This window comes from Rhodoferax sp., from assembly GCF_025354435.1.
In the GTDB taxonomy this organism is placed as follows: Bacteria; Pseudomonadota; Gammaproteobacteria; order Burkholderiales; family Burkholderiaceae_C; genus Rhodoferax_B.
The window spans coordinates 16,807-30,594 of record NZ_JANXMU010000049.1 but is presented as its reverse complement, the minus strand read 5'-3'; the positions used below and the strand labels follow the sequence as shown (position 1 = coordinate 30,594).

The 13,788-nt window shown below is 66.0% G+C and carries 11 protein-coding genes and 1 pseudogene; 10 read left to right on the top strand and 2 right to left on the bottom strand.

Going from position 1 to position 13,788, the window contains the following annotated elements; all coding sequences use genetic code 11:
• Positions 1-24: 24 nt before the first annotated feature.
• The 9 genes and pseudogenes from Q0T48_RS13085 (at position 25) to Q0T48_RS13045 (ending at position 10,979) form a co-directional block, all read left to right on the top strand.
• Positions 25-951, top strand: coding sequence for a sugar ABC transporter permease (locus Q0T48_RS13085; RefSeq protein WP_295957028.1), 927 nt, complete (start codon positions 25-27; stop codon positions 949-951).
• Between the two features lies 1 nt (position 952).
• Positions 953-1,819 (top strand): carbohydrate ABC transporter permease, encoded by an 867-nt coding sequence (locus Q0T48_RS13080; RefSeq protein WP_295957026.1) that lies wholly within the window; start codon positions 953-955, stop codon positions 1,817-1,819.
• A gap of 14 nt (positions 1,820-1,833) precedes the next feature.
• Positions 1,834-2,965: pseudogene (ugpC, locus tag Q0T48_RS13075) on the top strand (sn-glycerol-3-phosphate ABC transporter ATP-binding protein UgpC).
• A gap of 25 nt (positions 2,966-2,990) precedes the next feature.
• A complete protein-coding gene (locus tag Q0T48_RS13070) occupies positions 2,991-5,384 on the top strand; it encodes a glycoside hydrolase family 3 N-terminal domain-containing protein (RefSeq protein WP_295957024.1) in 2,394 nt (797 codons plus the stop codon).
• Positions 5,385-5,465: 81 nt separating this feature from the next.
• Complete coding sequence (locus Q0T48_RS13065; protein WP_295957022.1) at positions 5,466-6,605, top strand: Gfo/Idh/MocA family oxidoreductase; 1,140 nt, start codon at positions 5,466-5,468, stop codon at positions 6,603-6,605.
• A complete protein-coding gene (locus Q0T48_RS13060; RefSeq protein WP_295957020.1) occupies positions 6,598-7,239 on the top strand; it encodes a ThuA domain-containing protein in 642 nt (213 codons plus the stop codon). The genes Q0T48_RS13065 and Q0T48_RS13060 overlap by 8 nt, the downstream gene beginning before the upstream one ends.
• A 51-nt stretch (positions 7,240-7,290) precedes the next feature.
• Positions 7,291-8,439, top strand: a complete 1,149-nt coding sequence (locus tag Q0T48_RS13055; RefSeq protein WP_295957019.1) for a fumarylacetoacetate hydrolase family protein — start codon at positions 7,291-7,293, stop codon at positions 8,437-8,439.
• 4 nt (positions 8,440-8,443) lie between these two features.
• Entirely contained in the window at positions 8,444-9,166 is a 723-nt protein-coding gene (locus tag Q0T48_RS13050; RefSeq protein ID WP_295957017.1) for an SDR family oxidoreductase, read from the top strand.
• 31 nt (positions 9,167-9,197) lie between these two features.
• Entirely contained in the window at positions 9,198-10,979 is a 1,782-nt protein-coding gene (locus Q0T48_RS13045) for an IlvD/Edd family dehydratase (protein ID WP_295957015.1), read from the top strand.
• An 82-nt stretch (positions 10,980-11,061) separates the two neighbouring features.
• Here Q0T48_RS13045 and Q0T48_RS13040 read toward each other — a convergent pair whose 3' ends face one another.
• Positions 11,062-12,051 carry an MDR family oxidoreductase gene (locus Q0T48_RS13040; protein ID WP_295957013.1) on the bottom strand — a complete coding sequence of 330 codons (990 nt, stop codon included), beginning with the start codon at positions 12,049-12,051 and terminating at the stop codon, positions 11,062-11,064.
• Between the two features lie 149 nt (positions 12,052-12,200).
• A complete protein-coding gene (locus tag Q0T48_RS13035; RefSeq protein ID WP_295957011.1) occupies positions 12,201-12,902 on the bottom strand; it encodes a glutathione S-transferase N-terminal domain-containing protein in 702 nt (233 codons plus the stop codon).
• A gap of 133 nt (positions 12,903-13,035) precedes the next feature.
• Between Q0T48_RS13035 and Q0T48_RS13030 the strand changes: the two genes are divergently transcribed.
• Positions 13,036-13,647: a TetR/AcrR family transcriptional regulator gene (locus Q0T48_RS13030; protein ID WP_295957008.1), complete on the top strand. Its 612-nt coding sequence runs from the start codon at positions 13,036-13,038 to the stop codon at positions 13,645-13,647.
• Positions 13,648-13,788: the final 141 nt, after the last annotated feature.

The following is a 13,788-nucleotide window of genomic DNA, read 5'->3' as shown; positions in this document are numbered from 1 at the left end:
CGCGCATCCGCCCAGGAGTCTGCCTTGACCAGTTCCTCGATCTCCCTGGCGCTGCCGGTTACCCGGCGGCGCAGGCACCTGGCGGCCCGCTGGGCCCCGGTGCTCTTTTTGGCACCGTCGGTGGCGCTGCTGCTGCTGTTTTTGCTCTACCCGCTGCTAGAGAGCTTCCACCTGTCGCTGCTGAAATGGAACGGCCTGGGGGCCAACGGCATCTTCACCGGCACAGACAACTGGGTGACGCTGCTGCACGACACGGTGTTCTGGCACGCGCTGGGCAACAACCTGCTGCTGGGCCTGATGTCGGTGCTGGTGCAGTTGCCCATTGCCATGGCCCTGGCGCTGATGCTGGACAAAGCCAGCCGCGGCTCGCGCATCCTGAAGATCCTGTACTTTCTGCCGCTGCTGTTCTCCAGTGTGGCGGTGGGGGTGGTGTTCAAGAACATCCTGGACCCGAACTTCGGCCCCATCAATGCCGGGCTGCACGCCCTGGGGCTGGACGCGCTGGCGCAGGACTGGCTGGGCGACAAGCGCTATGCCCTGGGCAGCGTGATCGCTGTCATCTGCTGGCAGAACGTGCCCTTCTACATGATCCTGTTTCTGGCCGGGCTGGCCTCTTTTCCGCCCGAGCTGCACGAGGCTGCCACGCTGGACCGGGCCACGCCCGCCACCATCTTCTGGCGCATCAAAATGCCGCACCTGCAGGGCACCATCCGCACGGCGGCCATGCTCTCGGTGATCGGCTCACTGCGCTATTTCGACCTAATCTACGTGATGACTGGCGGCGAGCCCGACGGCTCCTCCGAGGTCATGGCCACCTACATGTACCGCACGGTATTTGCCTCGTTCCAGCTGGGCTACGGCAGCACCATTGCGTCCGCCATGTTCCTGGTGGTGACGCTGATTGCCGGGTTCGGCATGCGCCTGACGCGGCGCTTTGAAACACAGGTCTGACATGCAAACCGTAACTACCAAACCGGCCCTGGCCTACCCCAAGGTGCGCGACGTGGGTGTGCGCAGCCTGGTCAAACTGCTGGCCACCGTGTGGCTCGTGGTGACGCTGCTGCCACTGCTGTTCGTGGTGTTCACCAGCCTCAAGTCGCAAGAGGAAACCTTTGACAGCCCGGTGTGGGCGCTACCCCGGCAGATCGACTGGAGCCACTACGCGGCGGTGCTGCAGGGCGGCATTTTGGTGTACCTGCGCAACAGCGTGTTTGTGGTGGGCTTGTCGATCGTGCTGATTCTGGCGGCCAGCTCCATGGCCGCGTATGCCCTGGCGCGGCTGGAGTTTCGCTTCAACAAGCCGCTGTTTGGCCTGATCGTGGCCTGCATGATCGTGCCCATCCACATCACCCTGGTACCGATCTACCTGCTGACGCGCAGCCTGGGCCTGTACGACACGCCGTTTGCACTGATTGGCCCGTATGTGGCCACCAGTCTGCCGGTGTCGATCTTCATCCTGACCGAGTTCATGCGGCAGATTCCGCGCGAGCTGGAAGAGGCCGCCAAGCTCGATGGCTGCGGGCCGTTTGCCATCTTCTGGAAGGTGTTCTTCCCGTTGTCTGGCTCCGGCCTGGCCACGGTGGCCATCTACAACGGCATCGGGCTGTGGAACGAATTCATCTTCGCCTACGTGCTCACCTCGTCCCCATCCAACCGCACCTTGCCGCTGGCGCTGTGGGATTTCCAGGGCGAATACGCCTCCAACATCCCGGCCATGCTGGCGGTGGTGACGCTGACCTCGCTGCCGCTGATCGTGGCCTATGCCTTTGGCCAGGAGCGCATCGTCAAGGGAATGATGGCCGGTTCCCTCAAGGGCTGACACAGAGACACAACATGACCCAAATCACCCTCCAATCCATCCAGAAAAGTTACCTGGGCAGCGTGCAAGTCATCCGCGATGTGGACCTGGACATCGCCGCGGGCGAGTTCTGCGTGTTCCTCGGGCCCTCGGGCTGCGGCAAGTCCACCTTGCTGCGCATGATTGCCGGTATCGAGTCGATCACCGCCGGGGCCTTGCACATCGGCGGCGTGCACATGAACGACGTGCCGCCCGCCGAGCGCGAGGTGGCCATGGTGTTCCAGAACTATGCGCTGTACCCGCACATGAGCCTGTACGAAAACATGGCCTTCGGCCTGCGCCAGGCCAAGGTGGACAAAGCCGAAATCCACCGCCGCGTGAGCGAGGCCGCCGAGGTGCTGCAGATCACCCATATGCTGGACCGCCTGCCCAAAGCCCTGTCCGGCGGGCAGCGCCAGCGGGTGGCGATTGGCGATTGGCCGGGCCATCGTGCGCCACCCCAACGTGTTTTTGTTTGACGAGCCGCTGTCCAACCTGGATGCCGCGCTGCGCGTGCACATGCGCACCGAGATCGCCCGGCTGCACCGCGACTTCCAGCGCGCCAGCGCGGTCTACGTCACCCACGACCAGACCGAAGCCATGGCCCTGGCCGACAAGATCGTGCTGCTGCGCGCGGGCGAAGGCATGCTCAAGCACGGCAGCATCGCCCAGGTGGGTGCGCCGCTGGACCTGTACCACCATCCGCGCGACATGTTCGTGGCCAGCTTTCTGGGCTCGCCGCGCATGAACTTTCTGCCCGCCACCGTGCAGGCCGTGGATGCCGACACGCTGACCTTGCAGACCGATGCCAACGCAGGCGGCGAGCACCTGCAACTGCCGCGCCAGGGCCGCAGCGTGGCACCCGGTGCCCGCGTCACGCTGGGCATCCGCCCCGAGCACCTCGAACCGGGCGCAACCGGCAGTACCACCCTGCTGCGCACCGTGCAGCAGGTGGAGCATTTCGGCGAATACAGCTACGTGTATCTCGAAGGCCTGCCGGGCGAGGCGCTGATTGCCAAAGTGCCCGGGCGCAGCGCGGCCGTGACGGGCGAACGCACGCCGTTCACTGTGCCCGCCCAGGCCTACCACCTGTTTGACGATGCCAGCTTTGCGATTGCCGCGCACTGATTTTCAACTTCCCCCAGCCCCCACCATGTCCACCACTCCGCTCTACCTAGACCCCTTGCAACCCATCCCCCAGCGCGTCGCCGACCTGCTGGCGCGCATGACGCTGGCCGAGAAGACCGCCCAGATGCACGCCTTCTGGCTGGTGCTGGCCGAAGACGGCGAACACCAGGTGCGGCCCGGCGAAGCCTTCATTGGCCGCAGCGACCCGGTCGAAGTGCGTCGCCGCCTGGCCCACGGTCTGGGCCAGATCACCCGCCCGCTGGGCACCCACGGCGTGGATGCAGCCAGCGGCCTGCGGGCACTGAACAAACTACAGCGCACCTTGCGCTTCGAGACCCGGCTCGGCATTCCGGCCATTTCCCACGAAGAATGCCTGATGGGCATGATGACCCGCGACGGCACGCTGTTCCCGTCGGCCCTGGCGATGAGCGCCACCTGGAACCCGGCGCTCATGGAGCAGGTGGGCACGCAGATCGGCCTGGAATGCCGCGCCGTGGGCTGCCAGCAGGGGCTGGCGCCGGTGCTGGACGTGTCGCGCGATGTGCGCTGGGGCCGCACCGAAGAAACCCTGGGCGAAGACCCCTATCTGGTCGGCGTGCTGGCCACCCGCTATGTGCGCGGCCTGCAAGGCCCGCAGCGCGATGTGCTGGCCACGCTGAAGCATTTTGTCGGCCACTCGTTCAGCGAAGGCGCACGCAACCACGCGCCGGTGAACCTGGGCTGGCGGGCGCTGAACGACACCTTTTTGCTGCCATTCGAGATGGCGGTCAAACAGGCGGATGCGGGTTCGGTGATGCCCGCTTACCACGACATCGACGGCGAGCCGGTGCACGCCTCCACGCACTTGCTCACCGAGGTACTGCGCACGCAGTGGGGCTTTGACGGCCTGGTGGTGGCCGACTACGTGGGCGTGAGCCTGCTGTACCAGCACCACGGCGTGGCCCGCGACGCAGCCGAGGCGGCGGCGCTGGCCTTCAACGCCGGGCTGGACATGGAGCTACCGGGCGACGACTGCGCCCAGCACCTGGCCACCGCCCTGGAGCGCGGCCTGCTGACGATGGCCAAGGCAGATGAAATCGTCTCGCGCGTCCTGACCGAGAAGTTCCGCCTGGGCCTGTTCGAGCGCGACTTTACCGACCACGCTTTTGTACCGCTGCGCCAACCCGCCGCCCGCCAGGCCGCGCTGGACGTGGCCCGCCAGGCCATCGTGCTGCTAGAGAACAACGGCATCCTGCCGCTGCAACCATCCCAAAAACCGCGGATTGCGCTGATCGGCCCCACCGCCGCCGACCCCATGGCCCTGCTCAGCGGCTACAGCTTTCCGGCACACCTGATCCTGCAGGACAAGACCGAGGGCACAGCCCACATCGTCACCCCGCTGCAAGGGCTGCAGGCGGTGTTTGGCGCGGCGAATGTGCACTACGCCCAGGGCTGCGCGATCCTGGAGCAGCGGCGCAGCGGCGCGCCGGTGTTCCCCGGCGATGTGGCCCCCGCCGGGGTCGAACGGGTGTCGCCCGTATCGCAAGGCACCGATGGCATGGACGAGGCCGTGGCCTGCGCCCAGGCGGCCGACGTGGCCATCGTCTGCGTGGGCGACCTGGCGGGCCTGTTCCAGACCGGCACCGTCAGCGAAGGCTCGGATACCGACTCGCTCAGCCTGCCCGGCGTGCAGCAAGCGCTGCTGGAGCGCATCGTGGCCACTGGCACGCCCACCGTGGTGGTCATGATGGCCGGGCGGCCCTACAACCTGGGCGGGCTGGAGAGCCGCGTGGCCGCCTACCTCATGGCGTTTGCGGGCGGGCAAGAGGGCGGCACAGCACTGGCCGAGGTGCTGGCCGGGCTGCAGGAGCCGTCGGGCCGCATGACCGTGTCGGTGCCCACCAGCGCCGGGGCTATGCCGTACTTTTACAACCATTCGCTCAAGAGTGGCGGCACGCCCATCGCCTTCCATTTCGGCAGCCGCTACCCGTTTGGCCACGGCCTGAGTTACAGCCAGTTCGCCTACCGGAATCTGGTGCTGGAGAGCGACGCAGTGGACCTTGCCGACGGTGATGTCCACGTGCAGTGCGTGGTGGCCAACACCGGTAGCCGCCCCGGCGTGGCGGTAGTGCAGCTGTATGTGCGCGACCGGCTGGCCTCGGTGGTGCGGCCGGTGAAAGAGCTCAAGGCCTTCCAGCGCGTGGAATTGGCGGCAGGGCAGGTGGCGCGGCTATCTTTTAGCGTGCCGGTGGACATGCTGTGCTTCACCCATCCGAACGGTCAGCGCTGCGTGGAGCCGGGTTGGTTCGACGTGATGGTCGGCCCGTCCAGTGCCGACACCCCGCTGACCACCGCGGTGCAGGTGCTGGGCGATGCCCCCCGCATGCTGGGCCGCGACTGGCGCATGGAAAGCAGCTGCAGCGTTCACCTGGAAGTTTAAGCACCAAATCGGCCTCTAGCGCAATAAGCACCTACGCTAGTAGCTATTAAAACAGTAGTAATCACCTGAAAGGCAAACAGCATGGAACACCACGAAAGAGTCGAGAAAGTGGGTATTGGCATCATCGGCTGCGGCAACATCAGCGCGGCCTATTTGCAGGGCGCGGCGAACTTCCCCATTTTGGACATCCGTGGCGTGGCCGACCTGCACGCCCCGGCGGCGCAGGCCCGCGCCACGGAATTTGGCGTGCCCTACCGCACGGTCGAAGCCCTGCTGGCCGACCCGGCCATCGAGATCATCGTCAACCTGACCATCCCTGCCGTGCACGTGGAGGTAGGCCTACAGGTGCTGCACGCAGGCAAGCATGTGTACTCCGAAAAACCGCTGGGCACCACCACGGCCCAGGCGCGCAACCTGCTGGCGCTGGCGGATGCGCGCGGCCTGCGGGTGGGCTGCGCGCCCGACACCTTTTTGGGCGGTGCGCAGCAAACCTGCCGCAAACTGGTGGATGCCGGGGCCATTGGCCAGCCGGTGGCGGGCACCGCATTTTTCCTGTGCCCCGGCCACGAGCGCTGGCACCCCAACCCGGCCTTCTACTACGCCCAGGGCGGCGGGCCGATGCTGGACATGGGGCCGTACTACATCACCGCCCTGGTCAACCTGATCGGGCCGGTGGCGCGGGTCTCGGGCAGCACCCTGCGCGCCCGCAGCGAGCGCCGCATCACCAGCGAACCGCTGAACGGCAGCACGATTGCGGTAGAGGTGGCCACCCACGTGGCGGGCACGCTGGAATTCGTGTCGGGCGCAGTGGTGTCGATAGCCACCAGCTTTGATGTACCCAAGCACCGCCACAGCCCCATCGAGCTGTACGGCACCGAGGCCAGCCTGCTGGTGCCCGACCCGAACCACTTTGGCGGCCAGATCGAACTGGCCCGGCCCGGCGAAGACTGGCGGGCCCAGCCCACCGAGCACGGCTGGGCGGAAAGCACCCTGCGCAGCATCGGCGTGGCCGACATGGCCCACGCCATCCGCGCCGACCGGTCGCACCGGGCATCCGGCGCCTTGGCCCTGCACGTGCTGGAAGTGATGGAGGCGTTCCAGCTTTCGTCCGACACGGGCCGCCACGTGCCCATTGCCAGCCGCCCGGAGCGCCCGCCCATGCTGCCCACCCTGCAAACCGTTAGAAAAACCACAGCCCCCTGGAGATTTGAACATGCGTGAAGCCCTGATCGTTTGGTGTGGCTGGAGCGGCCACGAGCCCGAACAATGTGCCGCCATCGTCGCCGACATGCTCCGCCAGGCCGATTTCAAGGTGCGGGTGGAAACCTCCACCGAAGCCTTTGCCGACCCGGCGCTGGCCAAGCTGAGCCTGATCGTGCCGATCTGCACCATGTCCCAGATCAGCAAGGAAGCGGTCACCAACCTGAGCCAGGCGGTGCAGTCGGGCGTCGGGCTGGCCGGGTTCCACGGCGGCATGGGCGACGCCTTCCGCGAGTCGGTGGAATACCAGTTCATGACTGGCGGGCAGTGGGTGGCGCACCCGGGCAATGTCATCGACTACCGGGTCCACATCTGCGCGGGCGACGACCCGGTGGTGGCCGGCATTACCGACTTTGACTACCACTCCGAGCAGTACTACATGCACGTGGATCCGTCCAACCAGGTGCTGGCCACCACCACCTTTTCGGCGGAGCACGCGCCGTGGATCGATGGCACCGTGATGCCGGTGGTGTGGAAGCGCCGCCACGGCGCAGGCCGGGTGTTCTACAGCGCCTTGGGCCATGTGGCGAAAGAGTTTGAGGTGCCCCAGATGCGTACCATTCTGAGCAGGGGTATGCACTGGGCTGCGCGTTAGTTAGACTGTCGAACTTACCTCGCCTTTTCCACAACACATAGAGACATTGCCATGCTAGACCATCTACCCATCGATTTTCGTTCCGGGCTGTTTGTGGGGCGCCTGCAGCTGCCTGCGGGCCCTACCCCGGTGGTGCTGCAAGCCGGTCGCGTGATCGACGTGTCGGCGGTTGCGCCCACCGTATCGCAGCTGCTGGCCCTGTGGCCTTGCGACATCTCTGCCGGGGTGGACCTGGGGGATATTGCCGACCTGGCCCTGCAACCCACCTGGGAAGCCGGGGAAGGCGAAGCCACGGGCCTCCGCCTGCTGGCACCGGTGGATCTGCAGGTGGTCAAGGCCAGCGGGGTGACCTTTGCGGTATCCGCCGTGGAGCGGGTGATCGAGGAACGGGCCCGCGGCGATGCCCAGGCCGCGCAGGCCCTGCGGGCTTCGCTGAGTGCGCGCATCGGTAGCGACATCCGCGCCGTGCAGCCCGGCTCGGCCACCGCGGCGCACCTGAAAGAGGTGCTGATCGCCGACGGCCTGTGGTCGCAGTACCTGGAGGTGGCGATTGGGCCAGATGCCGAGATTTTCACCAAGGCACCGGTGCTGTCGTCGGTGGGCTGGGGCGACTACGTGGGCGTGCGCTCGGACAGCGCCTGGAACAACCCCGAACCCGAAGTCGTGCTGGTCGCCGATGCCACGGGCCGCGTGCTCGGGGCCACGCTGGGCAACGATGTGAACCTGCGCGATATCGAAGGCCGCAGCGCCCTGCTGCTGGGCAAGGCCAAAGACAACAACGCCTCGTGCGCGCTGGGCCCGTTCATCCGCCTGTTTGATAGCGGTTTTAGCATCGACGATGTGCGCCGCGCCGAAGTGCAGCTGGAAATCACCGGCGACGACGGCTTTCGCCTCACCGGCGGCAGTTCGATGTCGCTCATCAGCCGCGACCCGCTGGAACTGGTGCACCAGGCCATGGGCAAAAGCCACCAGTACCCCGACGGCATGGCGCTGTTTTTGGGCACCATGTTTGCGCCCATCCAGGACCGGGGGGCGGTGGGCCAGGGCTTTACCCACCAGGTCGGCGATGTGGTGCGGGTGGCCAGCGAACGGCTAGGCACCCTGGTCAATCGGGTCCGCACCTGCGAAGAGGCGCCACCTTGGACGGAAGGCATCACCGCGCTGATGCTGAACCTGGCCCGCCGCAATCTGTTGCGCTGAAACCATGCAGACCCACACCCTCTACCCCAGCCTGGCGGGCCAACGCATCGCCATTACCGGTGGTGCCAGCGGCATTGGCGCAGCGCTGGTCACGGCCTTTGTACGCCAGGGCTGCGAGGTGCATTTTCTGGACCGCATGGCCCCCGCCGCGGCCCCCGAGTCGGCCCAATTCCATTTGTGCGACCTGCAGGACACCGAAGCCATCGCCCGTACCTTTGCGGCCATCGGCCCACTGGACGTGCTGGTCAACAACGCAGGCAATGACGACCGCCACACGCTGGCGCAGGTGACCCCCGCCTACTTTGACGACCGCATCGGGGTCAACCTGCGCCACCTGCTGTTTTGCTCCCAGGCGGTGGTGGGCGGCATGCAGGCGCGGGGCGGCGGCTCCATCATCAATTTTGGCTCTATCGCCTGGCACCTGGGGCTGGAGAACCTGGTGCTGTACGAGACGGCCAAGGCGGGCATCGAAGGCATGACCCGGGCGCTGGCCCGCGAGCTGGGCAGCCACCACATCCGGGTCAACTGCATCCTGCCCGGCAACGTCGAAACCCCGCGCCAAGCGCAGTGGTACACGGCCGAGGGCGAGGCCGCCATCATCGCCGCCCAGTGCCTGAAAGAGCGCATCCAGCCCGCCGACATCGCCGCCATGGCCTTGTTTCTGGCCTCCGCCGATGCCCGCATGTGCACCGGCCACAACTACTGGGTCGATGCCGGCTGGCGCTGAACCCGAACCCTCTGCAACACAAAAGCCCACGATGACCACCCCACCCGCCACCCCCCGCCGCTTCCGCTCACAGGACTGGTTTGATGCGCCCGGCCACATCGACCTGGCCGCGCTGTACCTGGAGCGCTTCATGAACTACGGCATCACCCCGGCCGAATTGCGCTCGGGTCGGCCCGTCATCGGCATCGCCCAGACCGGCTCGGACCTGAGCCCCTGCAACCGGGTCCACGTGCAGCTGGCCAGCCGCATCCGCGACGGCATCCGCGACGCGGGCGGCATCCCGATGGAATTCCCGATGCACCCCATCTTCGAGAACTGCCGCCGCCCCACCGCCGCGCTAGACCGCAACCTGGCCTACCTGGGGCTGGTCGAGATCCTGCACGGCTACCCGATCGACGCGGTGGTGCTGACCACCGGCTGCGACAAAACCACCCCGGCGGGCATCATGGCCGCCTCCACGGTGGACATCCCGGCCATGGTGTTCTCGGGCGGGCCGATGCTGGACGGCTGGCACAACGGCGCTTTGGTCGGCTCGGGCACGGTGATCTGGCAAAACCGCCGCCGCCTGGCCGCGGGCGAGATCACCGAAGAAGAATTCCTGGAGGCCGCCTGCGCCTCGGCCCCGTCCGTGGGCCACTGCAACACCATGGGCACGGCCTCGACCATGAACGCCATTGCCGAGGCACTGGGCCTGTCGCTCACCGGCTGCGCAGCCATTCCTGCCGCCTACCGCGAGCGCGGCCAGATCGCCTACGCCACCGGTCGGCGCATCGTCGAGCTGGCCTATGCCGACGTGCGGCCCAGCCACATCCTGACCCGCGAGGCGTTTCTGGACGCGATCACCGTCACCGCCGCCATTGGCGGCTCCACCAACGCCCAGCCGCACCTGGTGGCAATGGCCCGCCACGCCGGGGTCACGCTGACCGCCGACGACTGGAGCCAGGGCTACGACGTGCCGCTGCTGGCCAACGTGCAGCCCGCAGGCCAGTTCCTGGGCGAGCGCTTCCACCGCGCGGGCGGCGTGCCCGCCATCATGTGGGAGCTGCTGCAGGCCGGCCGCCTGCACGCCGAGCGGCCCACCGTCACCGGCCGCAGCATGGCCGACAACCTGCAAGGCCGCGCCAGCCCCGACCGCGAGGTCATCCACGCCTATGCCGAGCCGCTGCGCGCGCAGGCCGGGTTCCTGGTGCTGTCGGGCAACCTGTTTGATTTTGCGATCATGAAGACCAGCGTCATCTCGGACGACTTCCGCCAGCGCTACCTCAGCACGCCGGGCGCAGAAGACGTGTTCGAATGCCGAGCCGTGGTGTTTGACGGTTCGGACGACTACCACGCCCGCATCAACGACCCGGCGCTCGGCATCGACGAGCATTCCATCCTGGTCATCCGGGGTGCCGGGCCGCTGGGCTGGCCGGGCTCGGCCGAGGTGGTCAACATGCAGCCGCCCGACCACCTGCTCAAGCGCGGCATCACCAGCCTGCCGACCCTGGGCGATGGCCGCCAGTCGGGCACCGCCGACAGCCCGTCCATCCTCAACGCCGCCCCCGAAAGCGCCGCAGGCGGCGGCCTGGCCTGGCTGCAAGACGGCGACATCGTGCGGGTGGATTTGCGCCAGGGCCAGTGCAACGCGCTGGTCGACGCTGCCGAGATTGCCCGCCGCAAGCTGCTGCCGCCACCACCTATACCTGCCAGCGCCACCCCATGGCAGCAGCTGTACCGCGAGAAAACCGGCCAGCTGGATGGCGGCGGCGTGCTGGAGTTTGCATTGCAATACCGCGGCATCGCCAACACACTTCCACGCCACAACCACTAGGGCCGATTAACGTCATTGCGCGCCAAATTTATAGAAAAAGAGCTGCTAGCGTAGATTCCACCTACACAAGCAGCTCTATTTTTTATAGCGCGCGCTGCACGTCCACCACCACCCGCCCGCGCACGCTGCCCTTGAGCAGCTCGGCCCCAGTCGCCACGGCGGCATCCAGGCCGATCTCGCGGATCATGGCCTCCAGTTTGGCGATGTCCAGGTCTTGCGCCAGGCGCTGCCAGGCTTGCTGGCGCAGGGGCAGGGGGCACATCACGCTGTCGATGCCGTACAGGCTGATGCCGCGCAGGATGAACGGGGCCACACTGGCCGGGAAATCCATGCCGCCCGCCAGGCCGCAGGCCGCCACGGCCCCTGCGCGCCGGGTGGTGGCGCAGGCGTTGGCCAGGGTATGGCTGCCCACGGCATCGACCACACCGGCCCAGCGCTCTTTGCCCAGCGGCTTGCCGGGCGCGCTGAGCTCCGTGCGGTCGATGATGCGGGTGGCACCCAGGGCGTGCAGGTAGTCGGCCTCGGCCGGGCGGCCGGTGCTGGCCGCCACGGTGTAGCCCAGTTGGGCCAACAGGGCGATGGCCACGCTGCCCACACCCCCATTGGCCCCGGTGACCAAAACCTCGCCATCCGCGGGCCGGATGCCGTGCTTTTCCAGCGCCAGCACGCACAGCATGGCGGTGTAGCCTGCGGTGCCGATGGCCATGGCCTGGCGGGTGCTGAAGGCCGCGGGCAAGGCCACCAGCCAGTCGCCCGGCACGCGGGCCTGCTGGGCCAGGCCGCCGCTGTGGCTTTCGCCCACGCCCCAGCCGTTCAAAATGACCTGGTCGCCGGGCTTCCAGGCCGGGTGGGCGCTGTGGGTCACCGTGCCCGCAAAGTCGATACCCGGCACCAACGGAAAGCGCCGCACCACGGGCGACGCGCCGGTCAAGGCCAGGCCGTCTTTGTAGTTGAGGGTGGACCATTCCACCCGCACGGTGACATCGCCGTCGCCTAAATGGCTGTCGTCGATGTCTTGCAGCGCGGCGTGGGTGCCAGCGTCGTCCTTGGTGACCAGAATGCCTTTGAACATGGTTTGTCTCCTAGCGGGTGTTTCTGAGAAAAATTAGCCTCTTGCGCATATTCCACCCGCGCAAGCAGCTCTCTTTTTAGGACTATCTTCAAATTCGATGCAATGCTAAGCGTATCCCTGTAACCGCCACCGGCATCGCGTTGCTCGGATCATGGGCGCAGGCCATCCAACTCCGGTACGCCACTGTTGCCGTCGGCATAGGCAGCTTGAAAGCCAGGGCGCTGCTGCCAGCGCTTCCAGAATCCATCCAGATGCTCAAAACGCTCGTCCAGCGGGGTGGCGTTGACCGGAAATTTGGAAAAGGCGATGGCGGTTGCCAGCGTGATGTCCGAGAAAGTGGGCGCGTCCCCGCCGAGTATCCATTCGCGTCCATCGGACAAATGTTGGTTGACCAGGGCCGCATGCGACAGCGCCTCCTTGCGGCAATGCTCGCCCCAGGCCTCGTTCTTGGTCAGTTCCAGCTTGAATCCGAGCCCGGTATGCAGGACATGGAACGCCGTGACGATCCGGTAGAGGATGTGCACCCAGATGCGGTTGTCCCACATATTGTCGAGACCCTGCTCCAGCGCGGTCGCGCCCATGATCTTCCGCCCAGGGTAGGCCTGGTCAAGATAGCGGACGATGGCGGCGGTCTCGGAAATAAAGCGGCCATCGGCCAGCTGCAGAGTGGGCGTCTCGCCCCACGGGTTCATGTTCAAGTGGCGCCATCCTCGCTGCTCGCCGACCGGGCTCATGTCGTAGATGGTCTCCTCGAACTGATCGGCAATGCCCTTTTCGTGCAGGAACAGGCGCAGGCGCTGTGGATTCGGGAACGCCGAAGGCGAGGTAAAGAGGCGGAGCTGGGTTGTCATCGTGGTGGTTTCGAAAAGTGAGAAAAATAGTGTGGCGAGCCTCAGCGAAGAACGCCCGTTGGGCCAAGCATGTCGTTTAGAATTTATACCTACCGATCACTTGGTAGGTAAACTATAGAAGATACAATATTCGATGTCAACACCTTTTTTCATTTCGATGGCCGCAACAGCAAAAAATGAAGTGAGCTCAAACTCCAGGGAGAACATCCTGGCGGCCGCGACCAGGGTCGCGCAGGCGCGTGGCTATGGCGGATTGAATTTTCGTGACCTTGCGGAGCAGGTTGGTATCAAGAGCGCCAGCATGTACTACCACTTCCCGAGCAAGGCCGATCTTGGCGCCGCGGTTGCGAGGCGCTATTGGGAGGACTCGGCGGTGGCCCTGGACGCGATGCTGGCCGACACCTCGGATCCGCTACGCTGCCTGCACGACTATCCCGACATATTCCGCAGGTCGCTCGAAAGCAACAACCGCCTGTGCCTCGGCAGTTTCATGGCGGCCGAATATGACGACTTGCCTGAGACGGTAAAGAAGGAAGTACAGACTTTTGCCGATGTCCATGTGGCGTGGCTGTGCCAGGTGCTGTCCGCTGCGGCGACCGTCAGCGCCGAAGACAGCGAACAGCGGGCTCGTGCCATCTATGCCGCCGTCGCCGGCGCTCAACTCATGGCGAGGAGCCGCTCGAACATCGCGCTCTTTGACGCGTTGATTGAGACCTACCGCGTGGTCGGTTTACTCCCGGCATAGCGGGGCAATCCTGCCCACTTGCCTGGTAAAAGAACCACTACAGCTTGTCCGTTAAGACAAATCCAGACAAACTAGATTCGGCCTGCGTTGCCTGGGTGGAGCAAGTCGCAGCCTGCGTGGCATACGTCTATAAATAAGCGG

What these genes read in the sequence shown, in the direction of transcription:
- Q0T48_RS13065 (WP_295957022.1), top strand. Translation starts at nt 5,466, where the DNA reads ATGGAACACCACGAAAGAGTCGAGAAAGTGGGTATTGGCATCATCGGC.
- Q0T48_RS13055 (WP_295957019.1), top strand. Translation starts at nt 7,291, where the DNA reads ATGCTAGACCATCTACCCATCGATTTTCGTTCCGGGCTGTTTGTGGGG.
- Q0T48_RS13080 (WP_295957026.1), top strand. Translation starts at nt 953, where the DNA reads ATGCAAACCGTAACTACCAAACCGGCCCTGGCCTACCCCAAGGTGCGC.
- Q0T48_RS13050 (WP_295957017.1), top strand. Translation starts at nt 8,444, where the DNA reads ATGCAGACCCACACCCTCTACCCCAGCCTGGCGGGCCAACGCATCGCC.
- Q0T48_RS13040 (WP_295957013.1), bottom strand. Translation starts at nt 12,051, where the DNA reads ATGTTCAAAGGCATTCTGGTCACCAAGGACGACGCTGGCACCCACGCC.
- Q0T48_RS13035 (WP_295957011.1), bottom strand. Translation starts at nt 12,902, where the DNA reads ATGACAACCCAGCTCCGCCTCTTTACCTCGCCTTCGGCGTTCCCGAAT.
- Q0T48_RS13070 (WP_295957024.1), top strand. Translation starts at nt 2,991, where the DNA reads ATGTCCACCACTCCGCTCTACCTAGACCCCTTGCAACCCATCCCCCAG.
- Q0T48_RS13030 (WP_295957008.1), top strand. Translation starts at nt 13,036, where the DNA reads ATGTCAACACCTTTTTTCATTTCGATGGCCGCAACAGCAAAAAATGAA.
- Q0T48_RS13045 (WP_295957015.1), top strand. Translation starts at nt 9,198, where the DNA reads ATGACCACCCCACCCGCCACCCCCCGCCGCTTCCGCTCACAGGACTGG.
- Q0T48_RS13060 (WP_295957020.1), top strand. Translation starts at nt 6,598, where the DNA reads ATGCGTGAAGCCCTGATCGTTTGGTGTGGCTGGAGCGGCCACGAGCCC.